Annotated in this window: 13 protein-coding genes; 8 read left to right on the top strand and 5 right to left on the bottom strand. The window is 60.9% G+C overall.

Annotation, left to right across the window (positions count from 1 at the left end):
* Positions 1–61 precede the first annotated feature (61 nt).
* From J3R75_RS08470 to J3R75_RS08455, 4 genes are all read right to left on the bottom strand, one after another.
* Positions 62–772 carry a hypothetical protein gene (locus J3R75_RS08470; RefSeq protein ID WP_307261097.1) on the bottom strand — a complete coding sequence of 237 codons (711 nt, stop codon included), beginning with the start codon at positions 770–772 and terminating at the stop codon, positions 62–64.
* Complete coding sequence (locus J3R75_RS08465) at positions 769–1,284, bottom strand: hypothetical protein (protein WP_307261096.1); 516 nt, start codon at positions 1,282–1,284, stop codon at positions 769–771. Before J3R75_RS08465 ends, J3R75_RS08470 begins: the two co-directional genes overlap by 4 nt.
* Positions 1,277–1,855: an RNA polymerase sigma factor gene (locus J3R75_RS08460; RefSeq protein ID WP_307261095.1), complete on the bottom strand. Its 579-nt coding sequence runs from the start codon at positions 1,853–1,855 to the stop codon at positions 1,277–1,279. The genes J3R75_RS08465 and J3R75_RS08460 overlap by 8 nt, the downstream gene beginning before the upstream one ends.
* Before the next feature lie 207 nt (positions 1,856–2,062).
* The gene (locus tag J3R75_RS08455; RefSeq protein ID WP_307261094.1) at positions 2,063–3,436 is read right to left on the bottom strand and encodes a hypothetical protein; all 1,374 of its coding nucleotides are present in this window, start codon (positions 3,434–3,436) and stop codon (positions 2,063–2,065) included.
* Between the two features lie 552 nt (positions 3,437–3,988).
* Here J3R75_RS08455 and J3R75_RS08450 point away from each other — a divergent pair.
* On the top strand, positions 3,989–4,768 hold the full coding sequence (locus J3R75_RS08450) for a glucosamine-6-phosphate deaminase (RefSeq protein WP_307261093.1): 780 nt from the start codon (positions 3,989–3,991) through the stop codon (positions 4,766–4,768).
* Positions 4,769–4,784: 16 nt separating this feature from the next.
* On the top strand, positions 4,785–6,023 hold the full coding sequence (gene nagA, locus J3R75_RS08445) for an N-acetylglucosamine-6-phosphate deacetylase (RefSeq protein WP_307261091.1): 1,239 nt from the start codon (positions 4,785–4,787) through the stop codon (positions 6,021–6,023).
* Between the two features lie 292 nt (positions 6,024–6,315).
* On the opposite strand, the gene J3R75_RS08440 is transcribed toward nagA, so the two are convergent.
* A complete protein-coding gene (locus J3R75_RS08440; RefSeq protein WP_307260077.1) occupies positions 6,316–6,441 on the bottom strand; it encodes a hypothetical protein in 126 nt (41 codons plus the stop codon).
* 617 nt (positions 6,442–7,058) lie between these two features.
* On the opposite strand from J3R75_RS08440, the gene rbp reads away from it, so the two are divergent.
* The 6 genes from rbp (at position 7,059) to ppk1 (ending at position 17,849) form a co-directional block, all read left to right on the top strand.
* Positions 7,059–7,376, top strand: coding sequence for an RNA-binding regulator (rbp, locus tag J3R75_RS08435; protein ID WP_307261090.1), 318 nt, complete (start codon positions 7,059–7,061; stop codon positions 7,374–7,376).
* A 174-nt stretch (positions 7,377–7,550) separates the two neighbouring features.
* A complete protein-coding gene (locus J3R75_RS08430; protein WP_307261089.1) occupies positions 7,551–8,087 on the top strand; it encodes a tRNA (cytidine(34)-2'-O)-methyltransferase in 537 nt (178 codons plus the stop codon).
* Between the two features lie 219 nt (positions 8,088–8,306).
* Positions 8,307–12,896, top strand: coding sequence for a PAS domain-containing protein (locus J3R75_RS08425; protein ID WP_307261088.1), 4,590 nt, complete (start codon positions 8,307–8,309; stop codon positions 12,894–12,896).
* Positions 12,897–12,969: 73 nt separating this feature from the next.
* Positions 12,970–13,956, top strand: coding sequence for an ROK family protein (locus J3R75_RS08420; RefSeq protein WP_307261087.1), 987 nt, complete (start codon positions 12,970–12,972; stop codon positions 13,954–13,956).
* A gap of 105 nt (positions 13,957–14,061) precedes the next feature.
* Positions 14,062–15,636, top strand: a complete 1,575-nt coding sequence (locus J3R75_RS08415) for a Ppx/GppA phosphatase family protein (protein WP_307261086.1) — start codon at positions 14,062–14,064, stop codon at positions 15,634–15,636.
* Between the two features lie 62 nt (positions 15,637–15,698).
* On the top strand, positions 15,699–17,849 hold the full coding sequence (gene ppk1, locus J3R75_RS08410) for a polyphosphate kinase 1 (protein WP_307261085.1): 2,151 nt from the start codon (positions 15,699–15,701) through the stop codon (positions 17,847–17,849).
* The last annotated feature ends 34 nt before the right edge of the window (positions 17,850–17,883 follow it).

Raw genomic sequence — 17,883 nt, 5'->3', positions numbered from 1 at the left:
CTCCCCGTTGGCGTCACCCAGAAATGCCGGCGGGCCATCAGCCACGCCGGCTCTGCCTTGTTCAGTCGGCCAATTCGTCATCAGCGGCGGGCACTGCCGGGGCGTCGGCGGCCTTCTGCTGTTTGCCGCCCTTGCGCTGGCCCTTGGCGCCGTCCTTGTTCTGGCCTTTGGCGCCGCCCTTCTGGCCTTTGTTCTGGCCCTTGATGTCTTTGCGTGGCCCCTTGCCAGCGCCGTTGGCCTTGGGCACGAGCATTTTTTCCATGCGCTCGTTGATCATCTGCTCAGCGTTGTCGACGCGCTGCTTGTATTCCTGCCGGGCCTGGTCGAGGTTCTGTTCCTGCGAGCGGATGCGCACGGCGATGTCGTCGGATGTGCGCCGGAAGTCGTCGGCCAATAGCTCGCGCAAGGTGGCCTGCAGAGCGGGCTTGTCGGCGTCGTTCTTGCATTGACGGACGGCTTGCGCGGCCTGGAAAATGGCCTTCTGCGCGGCCTGGCGCTGTTCTTTGCGCTCGTCGAGTTTCTGTTTGAGGAAGGCCTTGGCCTCTTCGGGGTTGTTGCGGATCAGGTCCTGGAGTTTGCTGCGGTCGTCCTGGGATGCAGATGCGAGCCATTCGCTGGCCAAGTGCGGCGGCGTGTCACCGTCTTTGAGCAGCACGCGCAAGTCCTTCATGGCGATGCCCGCATCGGCATTCTGTGCCGGGGCCGACTGCGTAAGGCATCCAAGCACACAAACGGCGACACAGATTTTCAGACTGGCGGTACTGATCTTCATAGTTGGCTCCTGCTTTCCTCTGCTTGTTCCTCGTTGGTCACGTTGATTGCGGTATCATTGTCGATCCAATCGCCGGCCATGTCCGTGCGGGTTTGATCGATGGCCATGCCAATCCACTCGATTTGTTCCATGATGCCCCTGCCATCCCAGTCGCCGGCAAGGAGATCGGTCTTGCCGCTGCGGCCGTTGTTACCCGGCACTGGTGCGGTTTCGAGCATGAGCGACATCATCCACAGCGCGGCGGCGGCGCAGCCGGCAAAGAGCAAGGGGCGCAAGAGCCGCGGCTGCCAGTACCAATCCAGGGGTTCGCGGCAGGCGGCCAGCACTCGCAGATCCAGCCCCGTAGGTATCTCCGGGAGGCTGTCGTGATCTGCGGCGGCCAGCTGCCGTTTCAGTTCCTGCCGGCAGTCGCGGCATTGCATGCAATGCTCCATCAGCTCTTTGGACAGTACGCCGGCGCCGGCGCCGATTTCGGCGCTGTAGTCATCACAGGTCTTGGTGTTTTTATTCATCTCTTGGCTCCTCGTCGACACCGTCCCGCTGCAAAGCGGTGCGGACCTTTTTCATCGCGTAGTGCATGCGCATCAGCACGGTGCCGATGGGGCAGCCCTGCTCTTCGGCGATGATTTTGAACGAGACGTTTTTCTGTCGCATTGCAAAGACCGCGCGCTGGTTTGGACTGAGCTGTGCCAATGCCCTCGCCAGCTGCGCACGCATTTCCTCATCGTTCATTGCCTGCCATGGTTCTTCCCGATCGTCAATTGCATCGGGCGCTTGCTCGCCGGCCGGCAGAATCTCATAACGGCTCTTGCGTTTGACGGCTCGCAGATGATCCAGGGCAATGTTTCGCGCCAGGCGAAAAAGCCACGCCTGAAACTTCTGCTCACAGTGGTAGCGGTGCAGTTTCTTGCTGACACGAATCCAGGTCTGTTGGAAAAGATCGTCCGCATCGGCGCCTGGTGCGAAGCTCTTCAAGTAGCCGTACACCTGGCGTTTGTAGCGGTTGTAAAGCAACGCAAACGCCTCGTCGGCACCAGCAAGATACGCGTCAATCAACTCTTTGTCTGTGCTGTCGCTGTTCATGCCCGGCGGCGTCCATGGCGTGTGTTCAGATGCGATAACGATGATGCATTTCGCTTTATAATAACATCTGGACATCAGCGCCGCGCCGCCGCCGGGCGCCGCCAACAAAAAAAGCCCCCAACGCGGAGTTGGCGCGCTGGGAGCCGTTGACAAGGCTGATTGGGGCAATGGGCGTGATCAAGCCATTGCCGCAGAGCGGGCGATGCGTCACATCCCGCAGGATTGGACGCTGTTGATGTGGTTATAGCCGGATGCCATCATGTGCTGCATGAAGCGGTGGTAGCGTTTGCAGAGCGGATCGTCCTCGCCAGTAGCTGCGTCGTCGCCCCAGATGCGGACGACGCCCTCCTTGCCGTAGGCGAGCATCAGCTGCTGCCCTGGGCGGTCGAGGATCTTGCCGGAGCGGACCACCTGCGCTTTGTCCTCGCCGTGAAGTGTCGCCAGGCATTTACCAAAGCGGTCGTAGCACTTGCCGAGGGCGTCGCCGCCGGTGCCGAAGAATTCGTGATAGCCGTCGCCGGTGAAATCAATGGGCATGAGATGGCAGCCTGGGAAGGGCATGGTGAAATCGACGGGCTTGCCGCTGACGGCGTCATAGTAATAGAGAATTGGCGTGCTCTTGTGAATATCGCCGCCCTTGGCGTCCAAGGCCAGACTCATAGCCATGGCAATGCGCCGGCGGTTTTCGCCGATGTTGGCGACCCAGCCTTTGTGCATGTGGCCGGCTTCCACCGCGCTCCAGATGATGTTGCCGTTGAAATCGTAGGCGACCACGCGCGGCGCCCCGCCGCCTTCCCGGCAAGTGTAGATGTACTTCCGGCCGTCGGCCGGATCAATGAAGGGCACGACGATGTCCGAGTGGGCATTGAAGCGGTCGCGGTCACAACAGAACAGCTCGTGGCCGTCGTCGACGCTGAGGATGCGTTCGCCCCAGAAGATCTCGTCGACGCCGTCGTCATTCATGTCGAGGATGGGGAAGACGTGGCTGGCGCGGGCGCCGGGCGCATCGCCGGGGATGAGAATCTCCCAGCGTTTGTTCATGCCAGCTTGATATCCCTGGAGGTGCATGTCGTGGTAGGTGCCCTGGGCGGTGATGAGCACGGGCTCGCCGTGGCTGTAACCCGCCGCGAGGGTGTAGCGGTAGGTGTGGCTCATGCTTTCATTGCGCGGGTACGGCGGCCAAGGCCACTGGCCGGTGACCTCGCCGCTGCGCGGGTCGATGCGCTCCAGCACGCGGTAGTAGGTCGTCAACGGCAGATTCGGGCGGGTGTTGCCGACGTACCAGATTTCGTCCACGCCGTCGCCATCGAGGTCAAATGACAGCACCGGCGAGTACCAGATGCCCGGTACCAACCCCCAGCCCAGGTCGCGGCGCCAGAGCACCTTGCCACTGTCGCTGATCAGAGTCATCTTGAGGGTATCGCGCGCGTAATTAAAAGCTTCGGACCATGGATCGATGTTGGGGTTCTGCGAATGCACAAACAACGTCGCGCCCTCGCGACCGGCGCCCATGGCAACCGGTATGGACCGCATTTGCGCAAATTCCTCGCCGATGGTGAAGCTGCAAAGTTCACGAATCATCTTCCGCACCTCGTGATTGAGTTTTGGTTGCTGCCGGCCATGATGCTATGGCCAGTACGGTCCGCCTACTATACTTCCGTTGCCACGCCAGGCGCGTAATCGGTCAGTGATTGAGAATAGCCGGCTGCCAGTGCCGCCTCTTGACTGGCGGGACACTGGGCGTTTTTATGGACACCATGGACACTATGGACACCGCCGGTCAGTCCACGGCGTCTATGCAGTCCACAACCGGTCCCCGGTGTCCAAGGCGTCCTTCCCCATGGTCCAGAAAGTCCTCACGGTCCAATCCATGGGACCATGCCTCATGAGTCCGTGAGTCCTCGCCACAGTGCGCGCAGTCGCCAAGTCGTCCCCATAGTCCCAGTCGTCCTCTGAGACCGGCCATTATCAATCGCTGACCGGTTACCCAGGCGCGGCATTTTGGGCTGACCACGCTTGCATTCCCCGGCAATTCGGATAGCTTCTTGTGCGCGGCGCGCCCAAAGGCCGTTGCCAATGCACTGTGCCCAGCCCGTCCGGCGGCCTTGCCGGATATCCTCGCAGGAGTACGCCATGACCACCTGGACCGCTGTCAGAAATTATGAAGAGATGAGCAAACTCGGCGCCGAGCTGATCTTCAACAAGACCTGCGAGTGCCTCCGGCAGAAAAACACCTGTCTGCTGGGCCTCGCCACCGGCAATACCATGATCAGGCTCTATGAGCTCCTCGCCGCAATGTTCAATGACCACAACACCGACCTCAGCGGCCTCATGACCTGCAACCTCGATGAATACGCCACCGCCGATGGCCGCGAAGTGCCCCCAAAACACCCGCTGAGCTACCGGAAATACATGGACGAGAAGCTGTTCTCTAAATTCCAGCCCGCACGCCACTTTGACCACGCCCGGGCATTCTTTCCCCCGGCACAAAACGCCGCCAGCTACGACGACTTGATTGCCCGCCATGGCGGCCTGGATTTGCAGCTGCTTGGCATCGGCTTCAATGGCCATATCGCTTTCAACGAGCCCATGAGCGAAAAAATCATCACCGCTGACGACTTCGCCGCGCTGCCCAGCCGCGTCATCGCCCTGGAACCGCTCACCATCGCCACCAACGCCCGCCTCACCGCCGACAACGATCCGTCCATGGTCCCCACCAAGGCCATCACCATGGGCATGAAGAGCATCCTCGCCGCCAAACAGATTCTGCTGCTGGCCTGCTTCGAGGAACAGGAACGGCCGCTGAGCGTGATCAAATCCGGCCGCGTCACGCCGGAACTGCCCGCGTCGTTCCTCCTCAAACACCCCAATTCCCAGATCGTCTACACCAAAGACAGCATAGCGACTCTCTGAAACAGCGGTGCCGATCATGAAAACTCTCTTCGTCAATGCCCACGTGATCTCGCCGGACGTCGATTGCGCCGATACCGCCGTGCTGCTTGACGGCGCGCGCATCGCCGCACTGTTCAATCCCGGCGACGCCCTGCCCGCCGCCGACCAGGTCATTGACCTCGCCGGACACTATCTCCTGCCGGGCTTTTTCGACATCCATACCCACGGCTGCGACGGGCACGATTTCTGCGACGGTACGCCCGCCGCCGTCCGCGGCATCGCCCGGCACAAGCTCAGCCAGGGCGTCACGTCGTTCCTGGGCACGACCCTCACCCTGCCCGAAGAGGAACTAGCCCGTTCTCTCCAGGCCGCCAAGGACTATATGAGCGCGGATCCCGACGGCGCCGTCATTCCCGCCATCCACCTCGAAGGGCCCTTTTTTGCGGCCGAGGGCGCCGGGGCGCAGAACCCAGCCTACCTGCAGGCGCCCGACATCGCCCTGGTACGACGCCTGCACGCGCTCTATCCGGTCGCCAAACTGTCCTATTCGCTGGAGCTCGACCCGCAGTGCAGCTTTGTGCGCGACCTTGTCGAGCTGGGCGTCATGCCGTCCTGCGCCCATTCGCTGGCCAGCTACGAACTCTTCAAGCAATCCTGCTTCCTGGGCCTCAAGCACATGACCCACTTCTGCAATGTCATGACGCCACTGCATCACCTCAAATTCGGTCTCGTCGGCGGCGGCCTGCTTCATCGCGACGTCTTTGTCGAACTCATCTGCGACGGCGTCCACCTCTGCCCCGAAATGATCCAGCTGCTGTTCATGGTCAAAGGCTGCGACCAGATCATGCTCATAACCGACTCCATGCGCGCCGCCGGCATGCCCGACGGCGATTACAGCCTCGGCGGCCTGCCCGTGGTCGTCAGCAATGGCTGCGCCCGCCTCAAAACCGGGCAGGTCGCCGGCAGCACCCTCCTCTTCCACGAAGGCCTCAAACGCGTCCGCGCCCTCACCGGCCTGCCCCTCAGCCAGCTGGTCAAGACCTGCGCCTGGAACCAGGCGCGATCACTCAATATCACCGGCATCGGCAAAATCGCCCCCGGCTTCCACGCCGACCTGGCCGTCCTCGACCACGACCTCAACCCAGCCCAAACCTGGGTCGGCGGTACTCTACGCTGGCCTCACGGCATGCCGTGCCTCACGGCATGCCGTGAGGCTACAGAGGGGCCTGCGCGCCTTGCGCCTCCAAAAAAGACTCGCCAGATTAACGCGTCGTAAGGCGCGCCCGTCTCTCGGCCGTGGTGCGGGCGTCCCGCCCGCACCGTCACGAGAGGTTAGCTCCTCACACGACACCCGAACAGCCCCACGCTGACGTTCCCGACCTGTCCCCTCCCGCGCCCGTCTCTCGGCCGTGGTGCGGGCGTCGCCCCGGGGCGGCGCCGCCAGGGCGCCACATCCGCACGGCACGTCGCGTCCCTCGCGCCAGCGAGAAGCATGCCGTGCATCCGTTATCAATCACTCCTATGAAACCGATGCTCTGCATTTAACGGTATCCTTGGCACTTGTTGTTTCAACCAAGCAGCCTTTTCTCGTCGTGCATTTCCGCCGCGAAGCGGCAGAAGCGCTGAAAGCGCGAAGCATACCAGCCCAGGGCAAGCGGCGCCGAAGGCGCGCGCCGCCCTGGGTAGCGCGCCATATTGGTCCGTGTTCCTCAGCCTCTTTTGCTTCAGTCGGCGAAGCTGACTGGAGCCAAAGAGGCAATGGAACTCATTGATTGCTGCGGCAATTTTGCGCAGTGGCCTTTCGTCACAGGTCTTTTAGGCCGCCCCTTCAGGGCTCTTTTGGGATGGGGCACCTTACCCAGGGCGACGCGCCCTGCGGGCGCTTGCCCTGGGCTATCTTAGGGCGCACCTGCGGTGCTCAAAACCTCGGCAATGATCTTGTGCATGGTTACCAATCAATTCATGGCCGGCGATTGCCGCATGCTATGTGAAGAGCATTGCTGACCGATGACAACGCGTCAAGCCTGTTCTTTGTCCTTTATTTGACCATATTTACGCACGGGTTCCCGGGTCCAAAAATTTTTTTGGGCAAAATCGTTTGTATTGTATTCTTGCGGCTGTAGTTTAACTGTCGCTTGTTTCGCCTCTGTTAGCGAGTGCCTTTTGTAAGTTCTTACTGCACAGGCCTTTTTTTCAGAGGTAGAATAAGCACGGTTAATGGGTCAGACGTAGATTGACCCCTTTCTAAAATTGTGATCCAGAAAGTAAAAAAAAGGATCCAAATGCCTTATGTATGTAGGTGGAGATTGAAATGGCCAAGAATTTGTATGTCGGGAATCTGAGCTACGGCGTGAATGATGCAGAACTGGAAAGTATCTTTGCCCAATTCGGCAAGGTCGACAGTGCTCGTGTGATCAGCGATCGTGAAACTGGCCGGAGCAAGGGCTTCGGTTTTGTGGAAATGGCTGATGACAACGAAGCCCAGGCTGCCATCGAAGCGCTCAATGGCAAAGAGCAGATGGGCCGCACCCTGACGGTCAACGAAGCCAAACCCCGCGAGCCCCGCACTGGTGGTGGCGGTTTCGGTGGCGGCCGTCCCCGTGGCGACTTCGGTAGCAAACGCTACTAAGTTACCACTCCTGGGAACTGTATGGTTCTCGACACTAGTTTGTACCGGTGTTAATGAGTGACTTGCGCGTAGGCTGCCAGCAGCCTGCAAGACGAGCTACCCGAAAACTGCGCAACTAGCGTCAAAGACAGCCCGTGATTCGTCACGGGTTGTTTTTTTTATCCAGCGTTCTTCATGCCGAGTCCTTTTTCTCTGCCAGGTTTTGTCCGCCCTTTTTTGCTGCTCATGATGAAGCCCTGCTACAACATCGTCCTGGTTGCTCCGGAGATACCTCAGAACACCGGCACCATCGGCCGGCTATGCGTCTGCACAGACGCGGCCTTGCACCTGATCAAGCCCCTGGGGTTTTCGCTGGACGAAGCCCACTTACGCCGCGCGGGCCTGGACTACTGGCCCCATTTGCATTGGCATCTCTACGACGACTGGGAGGACTTCCTTCAGCGCAATGGCCACCCCACCCGGCTTTTTTTCTGCAGCACCAAGACCAGCCAGAGCATCTACGACCAGACTTTTGCGGAAGGCGACTGGCTCATCTTCGGTAACGAAGGGCACGGCCTGCCCCATGCCTTGTACGAGCGCTACGCCGACCAGCTCTACACCATTCCAATGCCAGGCGAACACGCCCGCAGTCATAATTTGGCCAACGCGGTATCCATCGCCCTCTACGAAGCGCTGCGCCAAACGCGCTGGCAAAGCCACGCTGCGCGCTGAACAGCCGCGCTGCGCCAACAACGACAGCGATACCAGATATACAAACACAAAACTAACCCCGCATTCCGACTATTTTGCCCCTACTGCTATAAAGTCATTGAGAACGGGAAGAAAAAACGCTATACTTTCCGGCATTAGTTTATACTTTGCCGGTGCGGCACAGCCCAGAGTCAGCACGGGGCTGGTTACTGTCAACAATTATAGCCAGTGATAATCAGTGTGAAGGCTTTTTTACATTCCTACATCCCGACCGGCGCCCGGTGCGCATGGCGCAAGCCAGTACGCACCTTGCCAGCCGTCATCGGTTTGGCTTGCGCTGGCCTCAGCGCGCCTTGCTGGACGGCAAGTGCTGACAGCGGTAGCGCGGCGCAGATCGGCATGGGCAATCCCGTCGTGGTCATGGCGCTGACCGCGCTGATCACGACTCTGGTCTTCCTCCTCCTGGACTGGCGCCAAAAACACCTGCGCACCATTATTTTCTCGTCCATACCATCGCAGGTCTTCGCCTTCAGCGGCAAAGGGCAGGTGCTTTTCAGCCAGTTGAACACGGCCGAAGGCACGGCGTGGGCCAATGGTATCCGTTCGCTCGACGACCTGCCCGCGGCAATCCGCGATGCCTTCCGCGACAAAATTCTGGCAGTACTGGCGGCCGGCACAGCCATGACCCACGAGTTCACCATCAGTGGCCGCCAATACCGCGTCACCATGCAAAAACTCCCGCGACGGGTTTTGGGTGACGACTGCGTCCTCTGCGTGTTCGCCGACATTGACGAACTCCACCACGAACGCCAGCGTGGCGCCGCCCTCACCGACCGTTTTGCGGCCACGCTAGAAGCCATTGGCGATGCCGTTCTGGCCACCGACAAAGACGGCGCGGTCACCTTGGCCAACACCGTCTGCTGTCAACTCCTCGGTCTCTGCACGGATGAGATCATCGGTAGACCGTATATGGATGTCCTGCCGCTACTTGACGCCAACAAGCACCAACCGCTGGTCCATCCCATCCAGAGCGCACTGCGGCAGGAGCACGATATTCGCCGTTACAGCCATTTCCGCCTCCAGACTCGCGATGGCCGCCAGCTGCAAATCACCGGCACCGCCGCGCCCATCTACGACAGCAGCCAGCAGCTGAACGGCGCCGTCATGGCCTTCCGGGATGACACCGACGATTTCCACCAGCGCTCCCAGCTTAACGTCCAAAACTCCTTCCTACAGGCCGCCGCTGCCGTCGCCGAAATGAGCTACTTCCACAGCGACGGCGGCGGCACCATGCTCGCCGACGTATCCAGCGACTTCTGGGGCCGGCGCAGCGATGGCACAGTCCTGCCCGTGGAAGAATGGGTCCATCCCGAGGACCAGGCAGCCTTCAAGAACGCCTGGCAGGGCATCCACTCCGGCGGCAGCGACTGCATAGCGCTGACCTTCCGCAACCAGGACCGTCTCAGCAGCCGCTACTTTGAGCTCAAGGCCAACGCCATGTGCAACGCCGTCAGCGGCGAGCGGGAAATCATCGGCTACATCCGCGATGTCACCAACTTGCGCCGCAACGAACAACTCAACTACGACACCATGCTGCTGCTACAGGAAATCATTGACAACCTACCCTGCTACATCTCCGTCAGCAACATCAATGACCAGTTCAGCCATGTCCTCAGCAACACCATGCACCAGTCACTGCCGGACAGCGCCCGACTGGCCAACATCGCTGGCGACAAGGACACCCTCGCCCTGCAGGCCATTCTCGCTGCCCTCAGAGATGACGACCGCAACGCCGCCAGCATGGACGAACCCAGCGAGAAAGTGGCACCTTTCGTCGGCCACGACTTCGCCATCCACCAGGGTAAATTCTTCCGCAAGGTCCTCACCCGCGCCAACGGCGAAAAAATGCTGCTCGGGCTGGTGTTCGATATCAGCGACGAAATCGCCCGCGAAACCCAACTGCAGGAAACCAACACCCTCTTCCAGGCCGTGCTCGACACCCTGCCCTGCGTCCTCTTCGTCAAGGATTTCTATGACGAAGACCGCTTCATCATCAGCAACCGCTACTACCACCGGTTGCTCGGACTACCCGATGGCGCCATGATCGGCAAGAACAACTACGACTTCTTCCCCAAACTTCACGCGGACAAGTACACCGACGACGACGGCACGGTCATGAGCTCCGGCAAGGAACTCGAAGTCATTGAGGAACTGCCCTGCGTCGCGGGCAAAGTCATTACTGCCCACGCCGTCAAAACCCGCATCCACCGCCAATCCGGCCATGATCTGCTGCTGGGCATCTGCTTCGACGTCACCGAGCTGCACGACAGCCGCAACCAGCTCCGCGAGGTGAACGGCGTGCTCACCGGCATCCTCGAAAATCTCCCGGCCATCATCGCCGCCAAGAATGCCAATGACGACTATCGCTACGTCGCCTGGAACAAAGCCGCCGAGACGCTCTATGGCCTCAGCGCCAAAGACATTATCGGCCACACCGACACCGAAATCGCCGTCTTCAAGCCCCTGGCCGAAAAATACCGGCAGGAAGAGCTGTTGCTGGCCAAGACCGGCAGCATCCGCAAGAGCCAGCAGCTGCGCGCGCCGGACGGCAGCGAGCACGAGCTCACTGTCGAAATCCGCCAAGTCCAGACGCAAAATACCTCACTGGTGCTGGTCATGGGCTTCGACGTCACGGAAGAAAAACGCCGTGAACTTGAACGCATCAAGCTCAGTGAGCAACTCGAAACCTACGTCGAGCAGGAGCGGCTCTTCAACTCCTGCCTGGAGTCAATTATTCTCAGTGACGACGACGATGTCGCCCTCCAGAACGTGCAACGGACTATCGCCAAATGGATTGGCGCCAACCGCTGCTGCATCTTCCAGTTCGACCGGCCGAACTCGCGCATCCGCCCCGTCATCGAATGGACGGCGCCAGCGATCATCGGCCAGGCCAAGCCCTTTGCGGAAATGCCCATGCCCAAGGCGAACCCCTGGTTTGAGCACTTCAATGAAGAACCCCTGCAGCTCGTTTCCGATGTCGCTGCCAACGAGTTCAATCCCATTCTCAAAGCATGGCGAGAGATCCTCCGCAGCACCGGCGTTAAGTCCATCTGCCGGATGGCTCTGAGCACCCGCGACGAACTCTGGGGCTTCGTCGGCTTCGCCTTCCCTGAACAGCGGAATAGCCTCAGCCCAGAAGACCAGCAGATGCTGCTTTCAGCAGCGCATATCATCGAGATCATCCTCGAACGGCGCCATAGCCGGGAGAAACTCTCCCGCAGCGAATACGAAAAACGTCTGATTCTCGACACGATACAGATACCCATCCTGCTCTTCAACGCCGACCACCAGCTCCTGCGCGTCAACAACGCCGGCATCAAAGTCGCCGGGGTGGACGAAGAGCTGCTCTACAGCGACCCCTGCTTCCTCAATTTCTGCTCCAAACACGAACGGCCTCAAGACTGCCCGCTGGCCCTGACTATCGCCGACCGCCAAACCCACAACAAGGAAGTGCGCGTCAAAGACCGTGACTTCCTCATCACCAGCCACCCGATCTTCATTGAGAAAGAACTCGTCTACATCCTGGAAACCATGGTGGACATCTCGGAGGCCAAGGTCGTCCAGCACAAACTCCAGCAGGCGCTGTTGGAAGCCCAGAACGCCAACAAGGCCAAGAGCTATTTCCTGGCCAATGTCAGCCACGAACTGCGCACGCCACTGAACGCCGTCATCGGCTTCAGCGAGCTTCTACGCGGTAGCGAAATGACCATTACCGAGCGCAACGAGTACCTGGAGTCCATCAACTTGGCGGGCAAAGCCCTCCTCAATCTCATCAACGATGTGCTCGACCTCTCGAAAATCGAAGCCGACCAGATGGTCATTGTCCCCCAGCCTACCGAAATACCGTCCCTCGCCCAGGAAATTCTCGCCATCTTCAAACACCGCACCAATGAAAAAGGTCTGCGCTTCAAAATCGACTACAGCGCGGAAATACCGATTCTGCTGCTGGACACGCTGCGCCTGCGCCAGATCCTCCTCAATCTCGTCGGCAACGCCATCAAATTCACCGACCACGGCAGTATCACCGTCGGCATCTCCTTCAAGCCGCTCGACAGCCAGAAGGGCACCCTGAATATCATCGTCGCCGACACCGGCTGCGGCATCCGCCCGGAATACCGCAAGCGCATTTTCCAGCCCTTCGAGCAGCAGGACTCCGTCCGCGACAGTACGATCTACCACGGGTCGGGCCTGGGCCTGGCCATCTCACGCCGCCTGGTGTTGCGCATGGGCGGTAGCATTGACGTGGTCAGCGAGGTCGGCAAGGGCAGCGAATTCCAAGTGACGTTGCACGACGTGCCCTACACCACCCTGTATCCGGCAGACAGCGACATACCCGGCAAGGTCCTGCCCCAGCGCAGCTCCGCCGACGCCAGCAGGGGCCAGGCCGCCCCAAAGAGCGCCCGCCGCAGCTACCAACACCTGCGTGTTCTCATTGCCGACGACGTGCCCATGAACCTGCAGGTCCTCTCGGCCATGCTCAAAAAAATGGGCGTCACGGCGATGACTGCGGCCAATGGCCGCGACGTCCTCCACCTGCTCAGCAATGGGCAGGTGCCGGAGGTCCTCCTCACTGACATGTGGATGCCGGACATGAATGGGAGCCAACTGGCTGAGCGCATCCGCGAACAAGACCGCTTCAGAGCCATGCGAATCGTCGCCGTCACCGCCGACGCCGAAGTGCGCAGCTCTTTTGACATGAAGCACTTCGATAATGTCTTGCTAAAACCCATCACCTTTGATAAATTGGACGAACTCTTCAGCAGCTTGTAAGCCGTGCGACTATCAAACGGCGGCAGGCGACCAGCAACACCAAAGCAGCAAGCCCCGAAAGGACATGGCCCCTATGGCTGACAACAAGAATGTGTGGGTGGGCTTCGACCTTGGCGGCACCAAGATGTGCGCCTATATCTTCGATGAGGCCTTCAACGTCCTGGCCAGCAAAAAACAGAAAACCAAGGCTAATGAAGGCATGGACGCCGGCTTCGCCCGGGTCTTCGACACTATCCGCGGCGCGCTGGCCGACGCCGCAGTCGGCGCCGAGCGCATCGCCGGCATCGGCGTGGGCTACCCCGGGCCGCTGGACTACAAGAGGGGCGTAATCCTGCAGTCGCCCAACCTCGGCTGGGTCAACGCGCCACTAAAAAAAGCCCTGCAAGCCGAATTCAAACGGCCAGCAGCCATCATCAACGACGTGGACGCCGGCACCTACGGCGAATACCGCTTCGGCGCCGGCAGCAAAGGCCGCTGCGTCATTGGCGTCTTCCCCGGCACCGGCATCGGTGGCGGCTGCATCTACAACGGCCAGATTCTCATGGGCGCCAAGAGTTCCATCATGGAAATCGGCCACATGCAGGTCATCAACGACGGGCCACTCTGCGGCTGCGGCCGCACCGGCTGCGTTGAAGCCGTCGCCAGCCGCCTGGCCATCGCGGCGGCAGCCGCTGCGGCCGCGCAACGCGGCGCCGCGCCGTGGCTGCAGAAAAATGTCGGCAGCGACATCGCCAACATCCGCAGCGGCAGCCTCGCCGAGGCCATCAAGAAGGGCGATAAGGCGGTGGAGACCATCGTCCGCCTGGCCGCACAGTGGCTCGGCGTCGCCGTGGGCAACGTGGTCAATCTGCTGGGGCCGGACCGCGTCATCCTCGGCGGCGGACTGGTCGAAGCGATGCCGGTGCTCTTCCGCGAAGAAGTCGCCCGCAGCGCCCGCGAACGCGCGATGCCGAGCCTGTCCGGGACCTTCAAGGTCCTGACGGCGAAACTCGGCGACCGCGCCACCGCGCAAGGCGCCGCAGCCTGGGCCCAACACTGCCAGGCAGCAAAAGGCAAATAAGGCCCGTCGCCGGCAGCATGGCGCCGCGCCAGCTGCGCCGTCGCCCTTTTGCGGCCCCGCTTCCCCGGGCGGGCCGCGTTGTTTCTCTCTGCAACTGAGGACTCCATGCCGAAAGCTGAAGCAAAACGCAAAGCGACCCGTACCCGCCCCCTCGCCGTCATCGATATCGGCTCGACCGCCATCCGCATGGCGATCGCCCAAGTCGATGACAACAACGACCTGCATATTTTGGACAGCCTGAAGCAGAATGTCGCCATCGGCAACGACACCTTTACCTGCGGCAGCATCAGCGATACGACCATGGAGGAATGCGTGGCCGTCCTCAAGACCTTCCAGCAGGTCCTCTATGAATACGGCGTGCCGGAGCATCCCGACCAGCTCCGCGTCGTCGCCACCAGCGCCGTCCGCGAAGCCAACAATCGCGATGCCTTCCTGGACCGGATTGCCGTGGCAACCGATCTGGCGGTCGAGGTCGTTCACGCCGAAGAGGCCGGCCGCTTCATGTACCTGAGCATCCTGCCTTACGTCGGCAAAAAGCCTCTCACCAAGAGCAACTCCGTACTCTGCGTCGATCTCGGCGGCGGCAGCACCGACGTGCTGTACATCGAAAAAGGTCAGGTGAACTTTTTCCACAACCACAATTTCGGCGCCATGCGGCTGGTTCAGGAAGACGACGAACTCGACTGGCAGACCCAGCGCTTCCGCGATGTCCTCGAAGAGCAGGTGCAACGCCTGGTGCAGCAGATCACCGGGCCACTCAACGGCAAAGGCCGGCGGGACATCCTCCTCGGCGGCGGCATGATCAGCGCCAGCGTACGCGCTCTGGGGCTGAGCTGGCCCGCCAGCGGCCTGCTGACCATACCCATCGCCGACATTCGCGCCGTCATCCCCGCCGTACTGCAAAGCAGTTCGGACCAGCTGGTGCAGATATACCAGCTGAGCTATCCCGAAGCCGAGACCCTCGCACCCGCGCTGCTGAGCTATCTGCGCCTCGCCGAAACCCTCAAGCGCAATGAGCTCTACGCGACCAACCAGGGCATGCGCGACGGCGTCCTCGCCGATCTCATCGGCCGCTGCACCCGCAACCGCGGCTTCCGCCAGCAAATCATCAACTCAGCCTGCGCCATCGGCGAACACTTTCTCTTCGACCGCCCCCATGCTGAACACGTCATGGACGTCGCCCTCAAGATCTTCAAGGTCATCGCCAGCGAACACAGCCTGACCCAGCGCCACCAGCTGATCCTGCAGGTCGCGGCGCTGCTCCACGAAATCGGCCTCTTCGTCAGCAACCACAACCACCACCTGCATTCGCAATACCTCATCATCAACAGCGATCTCTTCGGCCTTGGCGGCGACGACAAAAAGCTCGCCGCCTGCGTCGCCCGCTACCATCGCAAAAATCCCCCCCAGCCTGACGACGAGATCTTCTGCGAGCTCAGCCGCGACCAGCGCATCGACGTCGCCAAGCTCGCGGCCATCCTCCGCGTCGCAGACTGTTTCGACCGCACCCACAGCCAGCTGCTGCGGGAAATCAGCGTCCAACGTGACGACCGACAGCTCGTCATCGCCGTCGCCAAAGCCCGCGAGCTAAGCCTGGAGCGCCTGGCCATCCAGCGCAAGGGCGCGTTCTTCCAAGCACTCTACGGCATCAGCATCGACCTCAAAGCCGTCAAGGAATAAGCATCGCCAGGCGCCATCGGCACCATGCCGACGCGCGCGTAGCCCCCGAGCACAATGTAATCATGAAACAGCTCCACCTCAGCGACAAGCATCTCTACTTCAACCGCGAACTCAGCTGGCTGGACTTCAATGGCCGCGTCTTCGAAGAAGCCGCCGACCCGCAGGCACCGCCGCTGGAACGCCTCAAATTCCTGGCCATCACCGGGTCGAATCTGGACGAATTCTTCATGGTCCGCGTCGGCGGCCTGAAATTGCTGATCCAGAGCAACAGCCAAAGCACCGACATCACCGGCGCGACGCCCGCCAAGCAGCTCATGGCCATCAACGAGCGGGCCCACGCGTTCTGCACCCGGCAATACCAATGCCTGCTGGAGAGCATTGAGCCCGCCTTGGCCGCAGCCGGCCTGCGCCGCCTGCGCCCGCAGGACCTGCCGGAATCCGACCGCAGCCATCTCCAGGGACTTTTCGAGCGCGACATCCTGCCGCTGCTGTCGCCCATCGCCATCGCCAATGGGGCGGCTTTTCCACCGCTGCGCAACTTGAGCATGAATGTCGCCGTGCGGCTGGCGCCCCACCCTGAAATCCCGCGCAGCATGCGTTACGCCGTCGTGCCCATGCCGCAAATGCTCTCACGCGTCATCTTCCTGCCCGAGCTGCGGCCCGACGAACTGCGCTACGTCCTCTGGGAAGACGTCGTCAAACTCTTTGCCGAACAGCTCTTCCCCGGCGCGAATATCGCCGAATGCGTGGCCTTCCGCATCACCCGCAATGGCGATCTCACCGTCGAAGACGACGCCGCCGAGGAACTCCTTGATGACATGAAGCGCGTCCTCAAAGCCCGCCGCACCAGCGACTGCATCCGCCTCGAAATCGAGGATTGCGCCTCGAAGAAGCTCCTGCGGGCCCTGCAACAGGAACTCACCCTGGATGATGACAGCTGCTTTCTGCTGCCCGGCCCGCCCGGCATCGCCGCCTTCATGGCCCTGACCGACCTAAGCGGTTTCGAAGAACTCTGCCGCAAGCCCTGGAAACCACGGCAGGCCGCCGGCGCCGATCTGCGCAAGGGTATCTTCAAGGCCATTAGCCGCAAAGACATCCTGCTGGTTCACCCCTATGAGAGCTTCGAGCCCGTGCAGCGCCTGGTGGAAGAAGCCGCTGCGGATCCCGACGTTCTCGCCATTAAAATCACCCTCTACCGCACCAGCAAAAACAGCCCGATCCTCGCGGCACTCTGCCAGGCCGCCCAGAACGGCAAAAATGTCACCGCCCTGGTGGAACTCAAAGCGCGCTTCGATGAAGAGCGCAACATCATCGGCGCCCGCGAACTCCAGGACGCCGGCGTGCAGGTCCTCCACGGCATCCGTGGCTTCAAAACCCACTCCAAAATCTGCCTGATTGTCCGCCGCGACAGCGATGGCATCCGCCGTTATATGCACTTCAGCACGGGCAATTACAACGAAATCACCGCGCGCATCTACTCGGATGTCAGCTATTTCACCTGCGCGCCGGAATACGGCCAGGACGCGTCGGCCTTCTTCAACGCCATCACCGGCTATTCGACCCTCCGCCAATTCCACAAGCTCGACATGGCACCCGTCGGCATCCGTACCCGCCTGCTGGACATGATCAACGGCGAGATCAGCCGCCATCAAGCCGGCCAAAAAAGCCTCATCATGATCAAGGTCAATTCCCTATCGGACAAGGACATGATCGACGCGCTCTACCGGGCCGCCAAGGCTGGCGTCCGCGTCATGCTCAATGTCCGCGGCATCTGTTGCCTGCGGCCGGGCGTGCCCGGCCTGAGTGACAATATCAGCGTGGTCAGCATCGTCGACCGCTTTCTCGAACACGCCCGCATTCTCTACTTCCACCGCGGTGGCAAACCCCAAGTCTTCATCTCCAGCGCCGACTGGATGACCCGCAACCTCGACCGCCGCGTCGAACTGCTCGTGCCCATCGCCGACGACGATGCCCGCAAACGCCTCATCAGCATGCTCGAAATCTACTGCTCCACCCAGCAGCACAAAGGCCGCGTCCTCAACGCCGACGGCAGCTGGAAATGCCACGTCAGTAACCCAACAGCCAAAACGCCATCGACCCAGGACGCCTTCTGCGCTGAAGCCCAGGAAGACGAGCAGCTCCTGGAACAAAATCGCCGCACAGTCTTCGAGCCCGTCGTCCCACCACCACGCAAAAAACGCAAAAAAGGGTGAGGACGACCATGCGACGTAATCGGTCAGTGACCAC

The organism is Oligosphaera ethanolica (assembly GCF_030814695.1).
Lineage (GTDB): Bacteria > Verrucomicrobiota > Lentisphaeria > Oligosphaerales > Oligosphaeraceae > Oligosphaera > Oligosphaera ethanolica.
This window is presented reverse-complemented; position numbering and strand designations above follow the sequence as displayed.

Excerpts from the sequence above, each read along its gene's own strand:
- J3R75_RS08470 (WP_307261097.1), bottom strand. The coding sequence starts at position 772 with ATGAAGATCAGTACCGCCAGTCTGAAAATCTGTGTCGCCGTTTGTGTG.
- J3R75_RS08465 (WP_307261096.1), bottom strand. The coding sequence starts at position 1,284 with ATGAATAAAAACACCAAGACCTGTGATGACTACAGCGCCGAAATCGGC.
- J3R75_RS08460 (WP_307261095.1), bottom strand. The coding sequence starts at position 1,855 with ATGAACAGCGACAGCACAGACAAAGAGTTGATTGACGCGTATCTTGCT.
- J3R75_RS08455 (WP_307261094.1), bottom strand. The coding sequence starts at position 3,436 with ATGATTCGTGAACTTTGCAGCTTCACCATCGGCGAGGAATTTGCGCAA.
- J3R75_RS08450 (WP_307261093.1), top strand. The coding sequence starts at position 3,989 with ATGACCACCTGGACCGCTGTCAGAAATTATGAAGAGATGAGCAAACTC.
- nagA (WP_307261091.1), top strand. The coding sequence starts at position 4,785 with ATGAAAACTCTCTTCGTCAATGCCCACGTGATCTCGCCGGACGTCGAT.
- J3R75_RS08440 (WP_307260077.1), bottom strand. The coding sequence starts at position 6,441 with ATGGCGCGCTACCCAGGGCGGCGCGCGCCTTCGGCGCCGCTTGCCCTG.
- rbp (WP_307261090.1), top strand. The coding sequence starts at position 7,059 with ATGGCCAAGAATTTGTATGTCGGGAATCTGAGCTACGGCGTGAATGAT.
- J3R75_RS08430 (WP_307261089.1), top strand. The coding sequence starts at position 7,551 with ATGCCGAGTCCTTTTTCTCTGCCAGGTTTTGTCCGCCCTTTTTTGCTG.
- J3R75_RS08420 (WP_307261087.1), top strand. The coding sequence starts at position 12,970 with ATGGCTGACAACAAGAATGTGTGGGTGGGCTTCGACCTTGGCGGCACC.
- J3R75_RS08415 (WP_307261086.1), top strand. The coding sequence starts at position 14,062 with ATGCCGAAAGCTGAAGCAAAACGCAAAGCGACCCGTACCCGCCCCCTC.
- ppk1 (WP_307261085.1), top strand. The coding sequence starts at position 15,699 with ATGAAACAGCTCCACCTCAGCGACAAGCATCTCTACTTCAACCGCGAA.